Source organism: Gordonia sp. WA4-43, from assembly GCF_020520305.1.
GTDB classification, from domain to species: Bacteria; Actinomycetota; Actinomycetes; order Mycobacteriales; family Mycobacteriaceae; genus Gordonia; species Gordonia hongkongensis.
The window spans coordinates 3295926-3313095 of record NZ_CP084736.1 but is presented as its reverse complement, the minus strand read 5'-3'; the positions used below and the strand labels follow the sequence as shown (position 1 = coordinate 3313095).

The 17170-nt window shown below is 66.9% G+C and carries 14 protein-coding genes and 1 pseudogene; 4 read left to right on the top strand and 11 right to left on the bottom strand.

The genetic code is table 11. The features are described 5' to 3' along the window. The 5 genes from LEL84_RS14795 to LEL84_RS14775 all read right to left on the bottom strand — a co-directional run bounded on the left by LEL84_RS14795 (window position 1) and on the right by LEL84_RS14775 (window position 5249). Window positions 1–840, bottom strand: coding sequence for an HpcH/HpaI aldolase/citrate lyase family protein (locus LEL84_RS14795; protein WP_064572082.1), 840 nt, complete (start codon window positions 838–840; stop codon window positions 1–3). Next, window positions 837–2000, bottom strand: a complete 1164-nt coding sequence (locus LEL84_RS14790; RefSeq protein WP_004020855.1) for an acyl-CoA dehydrogenase family protein — start codon at window positions 1998–2000, stop codon at window positions 837–839. The genes LEL84_RS14795 and LEL84_RS14790 overlap by 4 nt, the downstream gene beginning before the upstream one ends. A 74-nt stretch (window positions 2001–2074) precedes the next feature. Next, window positions 2075–3460, bottom strand: coding sequence for an MmgE/PrpD family protein (locus LEL84_RS14785; protein ID WP_226512015.1), 1386 nt, complete (start codon window positions 3458–3460; stop codon window positions 2075–2077). Further along, on the bottom strand, window positions 3457–4698 hold the full coding sequence (locus tag LEL84_RS14780; protein ID WP_065632053.1) for a CaiB/BaiF CoA transferase family protein: 1242 nt from the start codon (window positions 4696–4698) through the stop codon (window positions 3457–3459). Before LEL84_RS14780 ends, LEL84_RS14785 begins: the two co-directional genes overlap by 4 nt. After that, window positions 4695–5249, bottom strand: coding sequence for a MaoC family dehydratase (locus tag LEL84_RS14775; protein ID WP_065632054.1), 555 nt, complete (start codon window positions 5247–5249; stop codon window positions 4695–4697). The genes LEL84_RS14780 and LEL84_RS14775 overlap by 4 nt, the downstream gene beginning before the upstream one ends. A 255-nt stretch (window positions 5250–5504) precedes the next feature. Between LEL84_RS14775 and LEL84_RS14770 the strand changes: the two genes are divergently transcribed. The 3 genes from LEL84_RS14770 to LEL84_RS14760 all read left to right on the top strand — a co-directional run bounded on the left by LEL84_RS14770 (window position 5505) and on the right by LEL84_RS14760 (window position 10745). Further along, window positions 5505–7583, top strand: a complete 2079-nt coding sequence (locus tag LEL84_RS14770) for a hydantoinase/oxoprolinase family protein (protein WP_065632055.1) — start codon at window positions 5505–5507, stop codon at window positions 7581–7583. Between the two features lies 1 nt (window position 7584). Then, the gene (locus LEL84_RS14765) at window positions 7585–9405 is read left to right on the top strand and encodes a hydantoinase B/oxoprolinase family protein (RefSeq protein WP_065632056.1); all 1821 of its coding nucleotides are present in this window, start codon (window positions 7585–7587) and stop codon (window positions 9403–9405) included. 128 nt (window positions 9406–9533) lie between these two features. Beyond that, window positions 9534–10745, top strand: coding sequence for an amidase (locus tag LEL84_RS14760; RefSeq protein ID WP_083207459.1), 1212 nt, complete (start codon window positions 9534–9536; stop codon window positions 10743–10745). Between the two features lie 21 nt (window positions 10746–10766). On the opposite strand, the gene LEL84_RS14755 is transcribed toward LEL84_RS14760, so the two are convergent. From LEL84_RS14755 to LEL84_RS14745, 3 genes and pseudogenes are all read right to left on the bottom strand, one after another. Next, complete coding sequence (locus LEL84_RS14755) at window positions 10767–11492, bottom strand: FadR/GntR family transcriptional regulator (RefSeq protein ID WP_065632057.1); 726 nt, start codon at window positions 11490–11492, stop codon at window positions 10767–10769. A gap of 128 nt (window positions 11493–11620) precedes the next feature. Then, window positions 11621–11875, bottom strand: coding sequence for a hypothetical protein (locus LEL84_RS14750; protein ID WP_058253038.1), 255 nt, complete (start codon window positions 11873–11875; stop codon window positions 11621–11623). A gap of 143 nt (window positions 11876–12018) precedes the next feature. After that, window positions 12019–13237: pseudogene (locus LEL84_RS14745) on the bottom strand (IS110 family transposase). 185 nt (window positions 13238–13422) lie between these two features. On the opposite strand from LEL84_RS14745, the gene LEL84_RS14740 reads away from it, so the two are divergent. Beyond that, the gene (locus tag LEL84_RS14740; protein ID WP_211540894.1) at window positions 13423–14508 is read left to right on the top strand and encodes an IS630 family transposase; all 1086 of its coding nucleotides are present in this window, start codon (window positions 13423–13425) and stop codon (window positions 14506–14508) included. A gap of 395 nt (window positions 14509–14903) precedes the next feature. Here the strand turns inward: LEL84_RS14740 and LEL84_RS14735 are convergent, their stop codons facing one another. The 3 genes from LEL84_RS14735 to LEL84_RS14725 all read right to left on the bottom strand — a co-directional run bounded on the left by LEL84_RS14735 (window position 14904) and on the right by LEL84_RS14725 (window position 17131). Then, window positions 14904–15338, bottom strand: a complete 435-nt coding sequence (locus tag LEL84_RS14735) for a hypothetical protein (RefSeq protein WP_065630633.1) — start codon at window positions 15336–15338, stop codon at window positions 14904–14906. After that, window positions 15335–16516 (bottom strand): globin domain-containing protein, encoded by a 1182-nt coding sequence (locus tag LEL84_RS14730; protein WP_058253036.1) that lies wholly within the window; start codon window positions 16514–16516, stop codon window positions 15335–15337. Before LEL84_RS14730 ends, LEL84_RS14735 begins: the two co-directional genes overlap by 4 nt. A 120-nt stretch (window positions 16517–16636) precedes the next feature. After that, on the bottom strand, window positions 16637–17131 hold the full coding sequence (locus LEL84_RS14725) for an RrF2 family transcriptional regulator (protein WP_058253035.1): 495 nt from the start codon (window positions 17129–17131) through the stop codon (window positions 16637–16639). Between the last annotated feature and the right edge of the window lie 39 nt (window positions 17132–17170).

Below are 17170 nucleotides of genomic sequence, written 5' to 3'. Positions count from 1 at the left end.
CTACGTCGACTGCCGGGCGAGAGTTCGCCGGGCGATCCGCGCGACCGCCTCGTCGATCAGACGGCCCGCACTGTCGGTGGCCGCGGCGCCTCCCGCGGCGTCGAAGGCGGTCAGGACGTCGCGGGCGGAGGCGACCTCGGCGTCGGTCGGCGCCATCCCTGCTCGGGCAGGGGCGATCTGTCGCGGGTGGATGCAGGCGCGCCCGAGGAACCCGAGGGCGGTCAGCCGTCGGGTCTCGTCGGCGAAGCCGTCCGGGTCGTCGATGACCGGCGACGCCGCGCCGAGCGGTGGACCGATCCGCGCCGCCGCCGACGCGGCGACCACCTGCGAGCGTGCCCACAGCAGTTCATTGCCGACCACCGAGGTGACCCCGAGGTCGGCGGCGAGATCGACTTCCCCGATCTGGACGAACTCGACCCGCGGTCCGGCCGCGATCGACGCCGCGTTGCAGAGTCCGGCCCCGGTCTCGATCAGCGGCGACACCGGTGTGCGGGGTCGTCCCCACTCGGCCTCGAGCTCGGCCAGCATGGTGTCCACCCGCTCGAGCGTCGCCGCGTCGTCGACCTTGGGCAGCCAGACGCCGTCGGCGCCGGCCCGCACCGCCATGGTGAGGTCGTCGAGGAGTTCGGCTCCGGGGTTGACCCGCACCCAGACGGGGACGCCGTCCCGGTCGCGGTTCTCCAGCCACGCGCCGACGGCGATGCGTGCGGTGTCCTTGCCCGACAACGGCACCGCGTCCTCCAGGTCGAGGACCACGGCATCGGTCCCCGACCCGACCGCCTTGTCGAAGCGCTCGGGCCGGTCGCCCGGGACGTACAGGAAGACCAGCGTCTGCGTCATCCGACCGTGACGGTGCCGTTGACGAGCGCCTTGGCGATGACCGTGCGCATGATGTCGTTGGTTCCCTCGCCGATCGACATCAGCGGCGCGTCCCGGTAGTAGCGCTCGACGTTGAACTCGGTCGAGTAGCCGTATCCGCCGTGGATGCGCATCGCCTCGAGGCTCGCGGTGATCGCGGTCTCCGACGCGAAGTACTTCGCCATGCCGGCCTCGCCGTCGACGCGGGCACCCGAATCCGCCTTGGCCGCTGCCCAGTACGTCATCAGACGCGCCGCCTGCAGCTGGGTGGCGATGTCGGCGAGCTTGAGCTGGATGGCCTGGAAGTCCGAGATCGGCTTGCCGAATGCCGTCCGCTCACGTGAATAGTTGAGCGCGGCGTCGTACGACGCCTGCGCGATGCCGACGCTACGGCCGGCGATGTTCAACCGACCGATCTCGAGGCCCGACAGCGCCTGCTGCATGCCCCGGCCCTCGACGCCGCCGAGCAGCGTCGACTGCGGGACGCGCACCTCATCGAGGAAGATCTCGCACGACTCGGTGCCCTTGTAGCCGAGCTTGCCCATGTCCCGCTGGACCTCGAAGCCGGGCGTGGTGGTGTCCACCAGCAGGATGCTCATGCCCTTGTGCGCCGGAGTGGCCGACGGGTCGGTCTTCACCAGTACCGGAAGCACATTCGCGTGGCGCGCGTTGGTGATCCAGGTCTTGGTGCCGCGGATGACGTAGTCGTCGCCGTCCTTGGTGGCGGTCGTCTTGATGCCCTGTAGATCCGTTCCGGCCCCCGGCTCGGTGAGGCCGATTCCGGTGCGGCACTCACCACTTGCCAGGCGCGGGAGCCACTGTGCCTTCTGTTCGTCGGTGCCGTGGCGCGCGATCATCCAGCAGGACAGGTTGTGACTGCCGAGGATTCCGGCGATCCCCATCCAACCGCGTGCGAGCTCCTCGTAGACGAGGGTGAAGGACACCATGTCGAGTTCGAGTCCGCCGAATTCCTCCGGCGTGGTGATCCCGAACAGACCCATCTCCCGCAACCGGTCGACGATCTCGGTGGGATACCGGCCGGTGCGCTCCCACTCGTTGGCGACCGGGATGATCTCCTTGTCGACGAGCTGGCGCAGGGCGGCGCGGAAGTCGCGCTGTTCGGAGTTGAAACTGAAATCCATTGTGATCCTTGCTCTCAGGCGTGACCGGACGGGTTCGCGGCGGCAAACCCACGGCGAGATGGGCGTGGTGTGCGTCAGCCGGCGGCGACGATGGTCGTCGCGAGGGTGGTGATCGGTACGACCGACGATGCGTTCGGGAGACCGAACACCGCGTCGACGAGGTCATCGGAGGCATCTTCGCCACCGCTGTTCCCGCGGAACTTCGCGGCCACGGCGGCGTCGTCCATCGGTCGGCCCGAAGTGCCACGGCTGCACGGCACCTCGCCGACGACCCGGGAGCCGTCGGCGAAGGTGATGACCGCCCGGCCGGCGGCGTCGGCGGCCGGGCGGTCATCGGGCACGGTGGTGACCTCGACGAGTCCCGCGGTGGTCGCGACCTCGGGGCGCCCGATCGAGTCCACAGCGTAGGTGTCCACGGTGACGGCACCGTCGTGCACGAGGGCGGCGACGCTCCACGGCAGATCGAACTTGGCGTCGTAGGCGCTGCGCGGGCTGCGGGTACCGGTGCCCGGGCCGCAGACGATCTCGACGCTGTCGGGGTGGACGTCGACGGCGATGCTCGTGATGTTCCCCGGCGTGATCTCGCGACCCTGCTCACCGGCCGTGACCAGTGCGGCGCCGACCGCGTCGAGCGCGGCATGCATCAGCTGGCAGCTCGGGTACGGCTTGATGCCGATACTGGCACTCTCCCAGCGGGTTCCGAGGTCGGCCACGATGGTGTCGGGATCTATCTCGCGATCGGCCAGCGCACGGTACAGACCGCGGCGGCCTTCGAGCACCGACTCGGGTCCGCTCGCCCCGGCCACCGCGAGCCGCGCGGCCAGGACACCGCTGAAGCCCGCGTTCCCGGGGTGCAGGGTCTTGGTGTTCGCGCCGGTGTCGAGGAACTCGAGGAGCCCACCCGACGACGACGCGGCGATGCCGATCGCGTTGGTGAGCACATCGGTCCCGGCGCCGTACAGCAATCCGGCGGCGACGGCACCGGCGAGCGGACCGACGACGGCGGTGGCGTGCAGTCCGCGCGCATGGAATCCGTGGGGCGCGGCCGCGCCGAGACGGCACGCGACCTCGAGCCCGGCCACCAGCGCGACGACGGTGTCGGCGCCGGTCGCGTCGACCTCCTCGGCGACCGCCAGCACCGCCGGGGCCACGACCGTCGTCGGGTGCACCAGCGCGCCGGCGTGCGTGTCGTCGAAGTCGAGCGCATGCATCAGCACGCCGTTGGCGAACGCCGCCGCGGGGGACGAGATCGCCTCGGCATCTCCGAGCGGGTGGGCCTGGGCGGGACCGCCGAGCGCGCGAGCCACCGTCAACCCCGGTCCGCCCTGGTCGAGGCGCCGGGCCCCGATCCCGTTGCCGATGCCGTCGAGCTGGTGTCGGAGTGCGGCGCGGCGGGTGGTCTCGGGGATGGCGTCGATGCTCAGGCCGGCGGCCCAGCTCGCGAGTCGGCGGGCGGTCACGACGGGGCCTGACCGGAGGGGGCCTGACCGGAGGGAGTCTGGGCGACCGCGCCGAAGGCGCCGCCGTCGACGAGACCACGGACGTCGTCCGCGCTGTAGCCCAGCAGACCCATCACCTCGTCGAAGTTCTCGTTGCGATGCGGTGCCCGACGATACTCCGTCTTGTCCGTGCCGAAACGCACCGGCGAGGTCACCTGCCGGACCTCACCCCACACCTCGTGTTCGGTGGTGGCGATGAGACCGCGTGCGAGCGTGTGCTCCTCGGTGAGCGCCTGCTCGACGTCGTTGATCGGCCCGGTGGGAACCCCCGCGTCGGTAAGCAGCGACACCCAGTGGTCGACGGTCGACTCGGCGAATCGCTTCTCCAGGATCGGCAGCAGCTCGTCCTTGTGCTGTCCGCGGGCGGCGAAGTCGGTGAACCGCGGATCGTCGAGCAGCTCGGCCAGACCGATGGCCTCGGCGAGGCGCACCCAGAACTTCTCCTTGGCGCAGCCGACGACGAACCAACCGTCGGTGGCCTCGAAGGCCTGGAACGGCACCAGCGACGGATGCGCCGAGTTCTTGGTGCGACCCGGACGGTAACCGGCATTGAGATGCCATGCGGCCGGGTAGGTGAGCATGGAGACCGCGGTGTCGTACAGCGAGACGTCGCAGTCGCCGCCGACACCATCGCGGCGCGCGGCGTGCAGACCGGCCATCAGGCTCAGGGCGGCGACGAATCCGCCGGAGAAATCCACAAGGGACAGACCGGATTTCGTGGGCGGTCCGTCCGGATCGCCGGTGAGGTCCATCCAGCCGGCCAGGCCCTGCAGGATGTAGTCGTAACCGGGCTGCTTGGCGCGCGGACCGGTCATGCCGAAGCCGGTCAGGCTGCAGCAGACGATCGCCGGGTTGAGGTGTTTGAGATCGTCGTAGGTGATCTTGATCTTCGCCGGGACGTCGCCGCGCAGATTGGAGTAGACCGCGTCGCTGGTCCGGACGAGGTCCTCGAACACCTTGCGGCCGCCGGGGGTCGCGAGATCCAGTGAGAGACTGCGCTTGTTGCGATTGAAGGCCTCGAAGAACAGGGAATCCTCGCCCGAGTTGTACGGGGGGACATACCTTCCGACGTCGCCGCCGGACTGCGGCTCCTCGATCTTCAGCACGTCCGCGCCGAGGTCGGCGAGGTGGACGCTGCCGAACGGGCCGGCGCCGTACTGCTCGATGGCGATGATGCGGACGTCCTCGAGCGGCTTCATCCGACGCTCCCCTCGGTGGTTCCGGTCAGCTCGGTCAGGGACGGGGCCTTGACCTCGGGGAAGTAGTTCTGTCCGATGCCGCTCTCGCGGGTCGCGACCATCACCGAACGCTTCCAGGAGATGACGACCTCGCCGTCCTGGTTGATCCCGCGGGTCACCATCGACACGATCCCCGCGTAGGGACGGGACTGGGACAGGCGCAGGTCGGTGCAGATGCTCTCGGCGTAGATGGTGTCGCCGACGTAGACCGGGTGGGCCAGTTTGACGTCGGTGAACTGCAGGTTCGCGACCGCGTTCTGGCTCATGTCGATGACCGAGAGTCCGAGGACCAGGGCGATGGTCAGACCCGAGTTCACGATGACCTTGCCGTCGGTGATGGGATTCGTCGCGGCGAGGTGGGAGTTGAAGTGGTTCTGGTTGGTGTTCATCGACAGGCATGTGATCCACGCGTTGTCGGTGTCGGTGATGGTGCGGCCCATCGGGTGTTGGTAGACGTCGCCCACGACGTAGTCCTCGAAGAAGCGTCCGAGAGTGGCGGGATGGGTGGTCAATGGTCCTCCTCAGGGTGCGGCGTCGTGGAATGCACACAACGAGCCGTGACGCGGACCACCATAAACATCTGATCTTTAGAACGTCAAGGATCTCGTCATCCTGGCAATACCCTGAGTTTCGCCGCAGGTGTTGCCGAAACCCTCCGATGTATTGCATGATGCGCCGGAGCGCAGCTATGGCTCAGATCACTCCCGTCATCGGGGACACAGCTGAAGACGTCGGGGTGACGGCATGTACAGAGGAAGCGAGTTTCGATGAAGCGAATCGGCGTGGATGTGGGCGGCACGTTCACCGACCTGGTCCTGTGGGACGACGACGGGACGGTCACGGTGCACAAGACGCCGTCGACCAACCACGATCCCTCGATCGGCACGATGGACGGGATCGGGGTGCTCGCCGAACGCGCGGGCATCGACGTCGCGGACATCGAGATGTTCTTCCACGGCACGACCGTGGCCACCAACATCGTGCTGGAGCACAACGGCAGTGACGTCGGCATGATCACCACCGACGGCTTCCGGGACATCCTGCACATCGCGCGCAAGAAGCGCCCCCTGAACTACTCCAACTACCAGGATCTGCCGTGGCAGAAGTGGCAGCTGGTGCCCCGTCGCAACCGGCGCACCGTCGCCGAGCGGATGGACGCGGCCGGAAACGTGCTCACCCCGCTCGACGAGGACGCCGTTCGCCGCGAGGTGGGCCTGCTCCGCGAGCGCGGTGTCGAGGCCATCGCGGTGGCCTTCCTGCACGCCTACCGCAATCCGGCCCACGAGCACCGCGTCCGGGACATCATCGCCGAGGAGTACCCCGGCGTGTTCGTCTCGCTGTCCAGCGACGTCGCCTCGCAGTACCGCGAGTACGAGCGCTTCTCCACCACCGCGCTCAACGCGTTCGTCGGCCCCAAGACCTCCCGCTACATCGAGAACCTGGCCGGCAAGGCCAAGGCCGCACAGGTCGGCGAGGACGTCCACCTGATGACCTCCGCCGGCGGTCTCGTCACGTCGCGCAGCGCCAGCGAGGTCCCGGTCTCGCTCCTGACCAGCGGTGTCGTCGCCGGACTCCTCGGCGGCTGCTTCATCGGCAAGGCGTCGGGCTACCCGAGCGTCATCACCCTCGACGTGGGCGGCACCTCCGCCGACATCGGCGTCGCCCCCGACGGCAAGCTCCGCATGAAGCACCTGCTCGACACCCGCATCGGCGACTACCACGCGATGGTGCCGATGGCCGAGGTCGACACCATCGGTGCCGGCGGCGGATCCATCGCCAGCATCGACGAGGGCGGCATGTTCCGCGTCGGACCGCGCAGCGCCGGTGCCATGCCCGGCCCGGCCTGCTACAACCGCGGCGGCACCGAACCCACATCCACCGATGCGATGGTCGTCATGGGCTGGCTCCGCGAGGACAGCTTCCTGTCGGGAACCATGGAGGTCAAGACCGAACTCGCCACCGAGGCGGTCCAGACCCACATTGCCGACAAGCTCGGTGCCGACATCGAGCACGCGGCGATGGGCATCTTCCAGATCCTCGCGCACTCGATGACCGAGGCCATCTCGCTGCACTCGGTGCGCAAAGGCTATGACCCGCGCGAGTTCTCGTTGGTCGCCGAGGGTGGCGCCGGACCCCTGTACGCCTGGCAGATCGCCGAACACCTCGGCATTCCGCGTGTCATCGTGCCCGGCCACCCCGGGATCACCTCGGCGGTCGGCCTGCTGACCACCGATGTTCGCTACGAGGTGCCGACCACCGTGTGGACCTCGTCGGCCGAACCCGATCTGGAGTTGCTGCGTCGCGAGATGGACCGGCTGTCCGAGCAGGCCGTCGCCCAGCTTCGCGCCGACGGTATCGCCGAGCACGCGATCACTCTCGAGCGCAGCGTCGACTGTCGTTATGTCGGACAGGGTTACGAGCTCCGGGTGCCCGCACCTGCCGGCGACATCACCGACGAATGGGTCGAGAAGACCGCGGCCACCTTCCACGAGGTCCACGGCCGTACGTATTCGCAGCGCTTCGACGACAAGCCGGTCCAGCTGGTCAACATCCGCGTGACCGGGGTGGGCGCGGTCGAGCACATCCGCATCGCCGAGATCGAGAAGGGCGACGCGGACGCGTCGTCGGCGATCAAGGCCACCACCCGCGCGCTGTTCTGGAAGAACGACTCGGCCGATCCGGAATGGGTCGACACCCCCATCTACGACCGCGCACTCTTCAAGGCGGGCAACACCTTCGACGGTCCCGCGATCGTCCAGCAGTTCGACTCGACGACCATCGTCGGCATCGGACAGAAGGCCACGGTCGACGCCGTGGGCCACATCATCATCGAGAGGAGCGCCTGACATGGCGAAAGCTCTGATGCCCACGGACGGCGTTTCGCTCGCCGCCGAGGCCAACCGGACCTGGAACACCGTCGAGGTCGACCCGATCACCCTGCGCGTCATCGGTGGTGCGCTGAACTCGATGGCCAAGGAGATGGCCCAGGTCCTCTACCGGATGGCCTACTCGAGCCTCATCCGCGAGTCCGAGGACCTCGGCGCCGGCATCTTCGACGTCAACGGCCGCGAGCTGTGCGAGTCGGATTCGACTCCGATGCACTGTGGTTCGATCCCCGCGTACATCCGCGGCGTGAACCGCAAGCTCGCCGGCACGTACAAGCCCGGTGACGTGATCCTGCACAACCACCCGTATCACGGTGCCGCACACTCCCCCGACTACGGCGTGATCATCCCGATCTTCTGGGAGGGTGAGCACATCGGCTTCGCCGGCTGCACCGGTCACGTCTCTGACATCGGCGGCAACTTCCCAGGTCTGTGCATGGACGTCGTCGACGTCTGGGCCGAGGGCAAGCTGATGGACTCGATGAAGATCTACGACGGCGGCGTCCGCAACGACATGCTGATCCAGCACATCCTGGACAACGTGCGCACCCCGGAGCAGAACCGCGGTGACCTCGAGGCGCTGATCGCCTGCTCGCGCATCGGTGAGAAGCGGTTCGTCGAACTGCTGGAGAAGCACGGGCTCGACACCGTCATGAGTGCAGCCGACCGCTGGATGGACTACTCGGAAGAGATGCTTCGCAGCCGGATCCGGCAGATCCCCAACGGGAGCTACGAAGCACCGATCGGCTACCTCGACGACGACGGCAAGAACCGCGGTGTGCCGCTGAAGGTCGCGGTCCGCGTGCAGGTCGAGGACGAAGACGTCCTCATCGACCTCACCGGTTCCAACGACCAGGTGCCGACGGCGTTCAACGTGCCGTTCGAGGGTTCGGTGCTGCCGGTCGCGGTCAGCGCCATCCGCACGATCCTGCTCGACGAGCACCTCACCGAGGAGTTCGTCCCGCAGAACGACGGTTGCTTCCGTCCGGTGCGCGCCTACGCGCCGGAGGGCACGATCTTCAACCCGGACTTCCCGGCGTCGTGCTTCGCACGCTTCTCGCAGGTGAACCGCATCTTCGACTCGATCAACCTGGCGCTCGCGCCGGTGCTGCCCGAGCGGGCGATCGCCGGTTCATCGGCCGCCCTGTGCGCCATCGCCTACTCCGGTCTGGCCGAGGACGGCGAGTCGTACTGGGTGTACATCGAGATCAACGAGGGTTCCTACGGCGCCCGTAACGGCAAGGACGGCATGGACGCCGTCGACGCCCTGATGGCCAATACCCGTAACAACCCGATCGAGGAGCTCGAGCTCAACCACGCGATGCGTGCCGAGCGCTACGAACTCCGCGACGAGTCACCGGCTCCCGGCCAGTGGCGCGGCGGCATCGGCAGCGTGCGGACCTGGTACATGCAGACCGACACCTTCCTGGGGTCGGAAGCCGACAACCGGACCGACCCGCCCGCCGGCGCTCTCGGCGGCGGCGGCGGCGCGTCGGGATCCTTCGTCCGCAATCCCGGTACCCCGGACGAGGAGGTGCTGTTCTCCAAGGTGACCCAGGAGGTCATCCGCGAGGGCGAGCGTCTCGAGATCCGGATGCCGTCGGGCGGCGGCTTCGGCGATCCGTTCCTGCGCGACCCGTTCGCCGTCCTCTCCGACGTGTGGGACGAGTACCTCACCGCCGAGGAGGCACGCCAGGACTACGGTGTCGTCGTGAACACCGACGACTGGACGGTCGACGCAGCGGCCACCGAGCAGCTGCGTTCGTCGCGGGTGGCGTCCTGAACAGTTCGACAGGAAGGGCCGGTGATTCTGTCGCCGGCCCTTCCGGCGTCGGTGGCAATCGGCCCGCTCGCTCCGCTCCCAGGGCGGGCGGGAGTTCCTCTGCCGAAATCGTCTCGCTCGCTGAGCATTTGAACACGGTCATCTCGTGGGTGCCCGAGGAGCTCGGCGTCGATCCCGGGGTTGAGTCCGGCCCGCTGTCCGGGGTGCGGATCGGTGTGAAGGACAACATCGAGGTCGGCGGGGTGCGGTCCACCTGTGGGTCGAAGTACTTCGCCGACCGGGTGGCGGAGTCCGATGCAGTCTGTGTCGGTGCGTTGAAGCGTGCGGGTGCGACGATCACCTCGACGTTGAACCTCGCCGAGTTCGCGGTCGGTGTGACGAGTCAGAATTCGGCCTCGGGCGGGCCGGTGAACCCGTGGGACCCGACGCGTGTGCCGGGCGGATCGAGCGGCGGTTCCGGTGTCGCGGTGGCGGCGGGAGTCGTCGATGTGTCGCTCGGTACCGACACGGGTGGATCGATTCGGTTGCCCGCCGCGTGCTGCGGCGTGACCGGTCTGCGGCCGTCGGTCGGCGTGCTCGACATGTCCGGGATCTTCCCCGTCAGTGCGGACTTCGACACCGTCGGTCCACTGGCACGATCGGCCGCTCTGGTCCGTGACACGTTCGCGGTGCTCGCCGGCACCGATCCGACGCCGCTGCGGATCGGACCGCTGCGCATCTCGATGCCGTGGCCGTTCGTCACCGACGACGTGGATCCGGCAGTACGGAATGCGATGACCGGCGTCGCGGACCTGCTTCGCGAACTGGGTCACAGCATCGTGAATGTGCCGGTACGTCACAGCGAGTCGGCACAGGACGTCGTCTACACCCTCATCTACTCGGATCTGGCGGAGGCCCACGCCGAGCGGTTGAACGATGAGCCGAGCCGGTTCCAACCCGCGACCCGGGAACGAATCCGTCTGGGCCTGAGCATCTCCGACGAGGAGGTCGTGGCCGCTCGGCGACAGCGAGACGTGTTCCGTGCCGGGACCGCTGAGCTGTTCGGCGAGGTCGATGTGGTCCTCACCCCGGCGATGCCCGGCGACGTCCCGCCGCTCGGTGGAGGTGATGCCGTTGTGGCGCAGGCGCGTCGGATGGGACAGCTCACCTACCCGTGGTCGCTGCACGACGGTCCGACCCTGGCGCTACCGGTGGGCGTGCATCCGTCCGGCATGCCCATCGGGGCGCAGTTGACCGCGGCGAGAGGTGGCGAGGGAACGCTGTTCGCACTCGCCGATCAGTTCCAGGCGCACACCGACTGGCATCGGCGACTCCCGCCGGTCCGGGTCGGTGTGGGCTGAACTCGGGCGGGGCGGGCCTGCTCAGCCCTGGCGTCTGAGCAGGTCCATCTGCTTGTAGACGTCACCCAGGTGGTCGAGGTGGCGTCGCATGAGGGTCATCGCCGTCATGGAGTCCCGCTTCTCTACCGCATCGAGGATGGCGCGGTGGTCCTCGTCGACGCACTTCCAGAAGTCCTCGGGCGCGGCGTCGCGGCTGAATCGACTGCCGATGACGCGGAAGACCGGCACGGTGATCAGGTCGAGAAGCGGATTGTCCGCGGCCCGGAGCAGCACGCGGTGGAACTCCTGGTTGTTCGCATACACCTCCGGACCGATCTCGCCCGAGGCGTCGAAGATGGTGGCGCGCAACTCTTCCAGGTGTGCGTCGGTGTGGCGGTACGCGGCCACGCCGGCGGCCGGGACCTCGGTGAGCTGCCGGACCTCCATCAGTTGGTCGACAGTCACGCCCTCGGCCGCCGCGAGCAGCGTGACCCCGGCTTCGAGGTGAGCGCTCAGTTGGCTGATGTCGGGGGTGGCGACAAACGTTCCACCGGTGACCCCGCGCGTCGTGTGGACGAGATTCTCGCTGGCGAGCGACCGGATGGCCTCCCGGACGGTGCTCTGCCCCACGCCGAACTCGGCCCGCAAGTCTGTGTCGGGTGGCAGCCGGGTACCGGGGGTCAGTTCACCCGCCAGGATGCGTACGCGAAGCGCGTCGGCCACGACCTGGTACGCCGGGCGTCGGCCAGACTTATTCGCTTCCGTCACAACATCTTCCGATCGTGGATGGGGTGTGATCCAACTTACCAGATCGGCGAGGCGGAGACGACGCTGCGCCAAGGGTTTTCGGATGCGGCCTGGCGGGGGTGGACCCCGGCGTGGTCAGCTCCGGTACGTCACGCCGGTCGTCGGCGCCCTGCTCGTCGAGTCGACGCCTCCACCTCGGCAATCGCGGAACGGAGCATCTCCGCGAAGTGGCTCCAGTACGCGGCCTCGTCGTCGTAGAACCGGATGGTCCGCGAATCGGCTGCTACCAACCGGGCGCCGTTTGCTCGGCTCTGCCAGTTCTCCCACTGGTCCTCACACACTTCGAGATAACCGGCGAGCGTCGCAGCGTCGTGGTTCTGAAATGCAGCGATCCTGCTCGGCATCGAAGTCCCCTCGTCCCGGTGTCAGTCGTGCACACGCTATGCCGTGGGTACGACAATTCTGAGGTGCGAGCGAAGCGAGCCAACGTCTGCTCCCTGAGGTGCGAGCGAAGCGAGCCACGAAGACATCCCAGGGGTGCAAGGTGTCAAGCGGCGAGGTTGGCGCGGTGGTTCCAGGCGGTGTGTTCGTTGTAGAGGGTGCGGTGTTTGAGGCAGCCGTGGAGGATGCCGATGAGCCGGTTGGCGAGCGCACGCAAGGCTTGGGGGTGGGACTTCTTCTGATCTCGCAGGCTGTCGTAGTAGACGCGGGCGCCGGGACTGCCGGTCAACGCGCTTTGCGCCATCGCCATGGCGGCGGCGTTGAGGCGGGTGTTGCGGATATGGCGGGCCAGCACGACGTGCCCTTTGCCTGAGGCGATGGTCCGTGGTGAGGTGCCGGCATAGTTTCTGCGAGACTTGGCGGTGGCATAGCGTTCGGGGTCGTCCCCGAACTCGCCAAGCATCCGGGCGCCGGTGATGTCACCGACTCCGGGCATGGACAGGTAGATCTCGGCGTCGGCGATGCGCTCTAAAAGACTGGGCCATACTGGTTTCCAGTTGATCAATTTGGGTGTTGAGCGTCGTCAGCATGTTCACCGTCACGGTCACGGTCGCCGCATACGCTGCGGTAAGTGCCTCCGGTGCGCTCAGATGACCGCCCCCACGCAGGGCCTGCTGGATCTCGCGGGCACGGGTATCGGTATTGCGTTGGCGGCCAACCTTTTTCAGAGCTGATCGGATCGCCGCGACCGTCAGTGCCGCTCCCTGTCGTGGGGTGGGAGCGCGACGCAACACCGCCAGGCAGTCTTTGTGGGCGAGGTCGCCGCCGAAGGCATCGACCGCGGCCGGATAGTAGGCGCCCAGTTGAGCGCGCAACACGTTCTGTTGTGCTGAGCGCGCCCACACCAGATTCTGATGCGTACGGGCCATCACCGTGATCGCCTTGACCTCGACGGTGTCGGCGGCGACCAATCGATGATTGTGCCGGTCGGTCCGCACCAGATCAGCCAGCGTTTTCGCGTCAGCCTTATCGGATTTGGTGCCCCCGACATGGTGGCAGTCGCGGTACCGCGACACCGACAACGGGTTGATCGCATACACCTGATAGCCCGCGGCGACCAGGGCGGCGACCCACATGCCGTGATCGGTTTCGATCCCCACCACCACCTCAGAGGGGTCGTGGGCGAACCGGGCGAGCAGGTCATGCATCGCCGTCACGCCGGCCGCGTTCTCGGGTAGTCGGCGGGTGGCCAGGGTGGTGCCGTGTTCATCCATCACGCACACGTCGTGATGATCCGACGCCCAGTCGTTGCCCACACAGATCATGTCGGTCGTTCACCTCGTCTTCGGTCGTCTCGATCGATCGTCGGTGTGAACCTTGGGGTGATCACCCTTGACGCGGCCTAATGGATCAGTGCTCACCCCACATGGTTCAGGGGGCACGACATCCCAGAAGCGTTCTAGTGGTGTGTCTCGCAATTGTCTAGCTCGTTGTTCGGTAGGCTGGGTTGATGAGTGCACCGGCAGCTTGTTTGCGGTTGACGAAAGCCGAGCGGGAGACGTTGGAAACGTTGGCGCGGGCGCAGACCGCGCCGCACCGTGAGGTGTTGCGGGCCAGGGTTTTGCTGATGGCCGCCGACGGCGAAGCGAATCGGGTGATCGCCGAGGAACTTGGGGTGACCGCGGTGACAGTGCGGGCGTGGCGCACGCGTTTCGCCGAGGACGGGTTGACGAAGTTCGGGCAGGTACGAGCTGGTCGGGGCCGTAAGTCTTCGATCAGTGAGGAGAAGGTCGCCGAGATCGTGCGGTTGACCAAGACGAGCACTCCACCCGGGCATACCCATTGGTCGTGCCGCACGATGGCCGCCCATGTTGGGGTGAGTCCGGCTACCGTGCAACGCATTTGGTCTGATCTTGGGCTTAAGCCGCATCGGGTGGACACGTTCAAGGTATCCAACGATCCGCAGTTCGAAGAGAAGCTGATCGATGTGGTCGGCTTGTACCTGACACCGCCGGACAAGGCGATTGTGCTGTGTATGGACGAGAAATCACAGATCCAAGCCCTCGACCGAACCCAGCCGTCGTTGCCGATGGTCACCGGCCGTGCCGCTACGATGACCCACGACTACAAACGCAACGGCACCACCACCTTGTTCGCCGCGCTCGACGTGCTCACCGGCACGGTGATCGGACAATGCTTACCCAGACATCGCCACAGCGAGTTCATCACGTTCCTCAACACCGTTAACCGTGAAGTCCCCAAGGGATTGCAGGTGCACGTGATCCTGGACAACTACGGCACCCACAAACATCCCGAAGTCCTGCGATGGTTGGAGCGGCACAAACGTTTTCACTTCCATTTCACCCCGACCTCGTCGTCGTGGCTCAACCAGGTCGAACGCTGGTTTCGGGAGTTGACCGACAAGAACATCCGCCGTGGGATCTTCGCCAGCGTGCCCGACCTCATCGAGAGCATCGAGGAATACCTCAACGCCCACAACGACAACCCGACACCATATGTCTGGACCGCAACCTCCAGGTCGATCCTGGCCAAGGTCGCCCGCGCCCGCGCCGCACTCGAACAAGGAGTTAGCTAAAACCGAGACACACCACTAGCGGGTGATCCTTACCCGGCCGGGCCACGGTCTTCGTGTAGAAATCCGACACCGTTTCAGGGTCTCGGAGTGGTCACCGGCCGGGAAGGCTCACACAAACCAGCATCCCCTGCAGGACGCCGATCCACCCCCATTAGGACGCCGATCCACCCCCATTAGGGTCTCGCAAGGCGTCTCACCAGGCCCTTCGTGGCTCGTCGCTATCGCTCCTCGCACCTCAGGGAGCAGGGGGTGGGTCGCTTGCGCTCCTCGCACCTCAGGGAGCAGGGGGTGGGTCGCTTGCGCTCCTCGCACCTCAGGGAGCAGGGGGTGGGTCGCTTGCGCTCCTCGAACCTCAGGGATCAATGGTCATGTCGTTCTTCCGGATTGGGGAGGGATCAGCCAGCACCGATCAGCACGGCGGTACCAAGCCAGACAAGCGCGACGACCTTCAGGACCTCGAAGCCGACGTAGACGAGGTGGGCGTGACTTCGAGGTCCGTCGTGTCCGGCGAGCACTGCGTCGGATCGCTTGGTCAGTGCCGGTCGGACGGCCACCAACTGAACGGCGAGCGCGGCAATCGCCACACCGGCGGTGATCGGCACGGCAGCGCCGGACCACGAGCCCCACACAACCGCGATCAGAATGCCGACCGCCCAGACGATCTCAGCCGCATTCAGCGCCCGGAACACCAACCGGCCGATGCCGAGACCGATGGGCAGAGTCACCCCGGGGGCACGGAACTTGAGCGGCGCCTCGATGAACGAGATGGCGAACACCATTCCGAGCCACAAGAAGGTCAGCGCGGTCACCACCGCGCCCGCGGTGCTCATCGGGCGCCGGTCCGGAGCAGTTCCGGTCCGAATGTCTCGTAGTGAATCCGGCTCTCGTCGACGTCGCGACCGACGAAGGCCTCACGCATCGACGACAGGAATCCGGTGGGACCGCAGAGCATGATGTGAGCATCCCTCTCGACGTCGAGGTTGTCGAGGGTCATCTGTCCGATGCGGATCGCGTCCGAGACGACGTGCGGCGAGGCGCTCTCGTACCACTGGATCAGCCGGCCCGACGGGAGCGAGTCGACCAGCGCAGCCAGCATGCCGCGGTGCGGCTGACGATCCCGCGAACGGTCGGCGTGGAGGACGGTCACCGGCCGGGTGTCGCGCTTCTCCGACAGGGCGGTGAGCAGCCCGATCACAGGTGTGCAGCCGATCCCGGCCGAAGCGAGCAGGAGCGGAGCGTCGTCGTCGGGCAGCACCAGGTCACCGAAGGGCGTGCTGACATCGAGGAGGTCACCTTCGAAGACGTGCTCGTGCAAATGCGCCGACACCTCGCCGGCGAGTTTGACACTGAACCGCCATCGCGACTCCGCCGGCGAGCCCGTGAGGCTGTACTGGCGGATCTGCCGGGCGCCGTCGGCCAGGGGGACCTGCAGGGATATGTATTGTCCAGGTCGGAATCTCGGCAGATCACCGTCGACTGCATCGACGGTCAGCGCGATCGTGTCGGGAGAGACCTGCACGCGGTCGGTGACCCGGACCTCACGCCAGACCTGCCCGGGACCGACGTCGGCGGCGGCATACAGTTCGGCTTCCGATGCGATGAGCAGGTCGGCCATGTCCCAGTACAGCTGATCCCAGGCATCCGCGACGTCGGGAGTGACCGCAGCGCCGAGCACTTCGACGATCGCAGCGAAAAGATGCTCGTGCACAACGGCATACTGATCGGCTGTGACCCCGAGTGAGGCATGCTTGTGTGCGATGCGGTCGAGGATGAAACGCTGGCGACGGACGTCGGGCTCGAGCTGGAGACGAGCGAACGCGGCTATCGAACCGGCAAGGGCCTGCGGCTGATCACCCGACTTCTGGTGCGTGCGGTTGAAGAGATTGTCGAGCAGATCGGGATGCGCGGCGAACAGTCCGCGATAGAAGCGCGGGGTGATCTCCGCAAGCGACCCTTCGACGGCGGGAAGCGTGGCGGCGATCGTCGCGCGTTGGGTGTCAGACAGCATGAGAACTCCTTTGTTCATCTGCTCATCGGGTTGGTGCGCAGGAAGAATGTGTGACGGGTCGAGCGCCGCCCCCGCTGGTTGAGCTTGTCGAAACCACCACCGCAGCAGGCGGTTACAGCGTCAGGTCGCTGTGGGTGCGGCAGCTTCGGATACCGGTCCGTCCCGCGGCGGCCGGGACGACAGCGACAGCAACACCGCGGTCGTCGGCTCGCGGGCGAGATCGGCGACCGTCTCGGAGTCGAGACTCTCATAGAATGCGGCGACCGCTCGGGCGAGGGACCCCCGGAGCCGGCAGGCGTGGCGCAACGGGCAGGGTTGTGCGCCTTCGCATTCCACGACCTCGCCGTCACCTTCGAGCGAACGGGCGAGCCACCCGACGCGGGCATCGCGGCCGAGTTCGGTGATCGTCAGCCCGCCGGTTCGACCGCGCCGAGCGTGTACGACGCCGAGTTCCGACAGCCTTCCGACGACCTTGGCGACGTGTGTGTATGGGACGGCGAGTTCGCGGGCGAGATCCTTGGTGGTAAGAGCTGTTGCAACAGAGTCATGTTGACCCGAGACGGCCAGCCGCATCACGACCCGGAGGCCGATGTCGGTGAAGCGCGTCAGTTGCATGTCGTAAGTAGAACACAAATTAGCACCTGAGATGCCAAT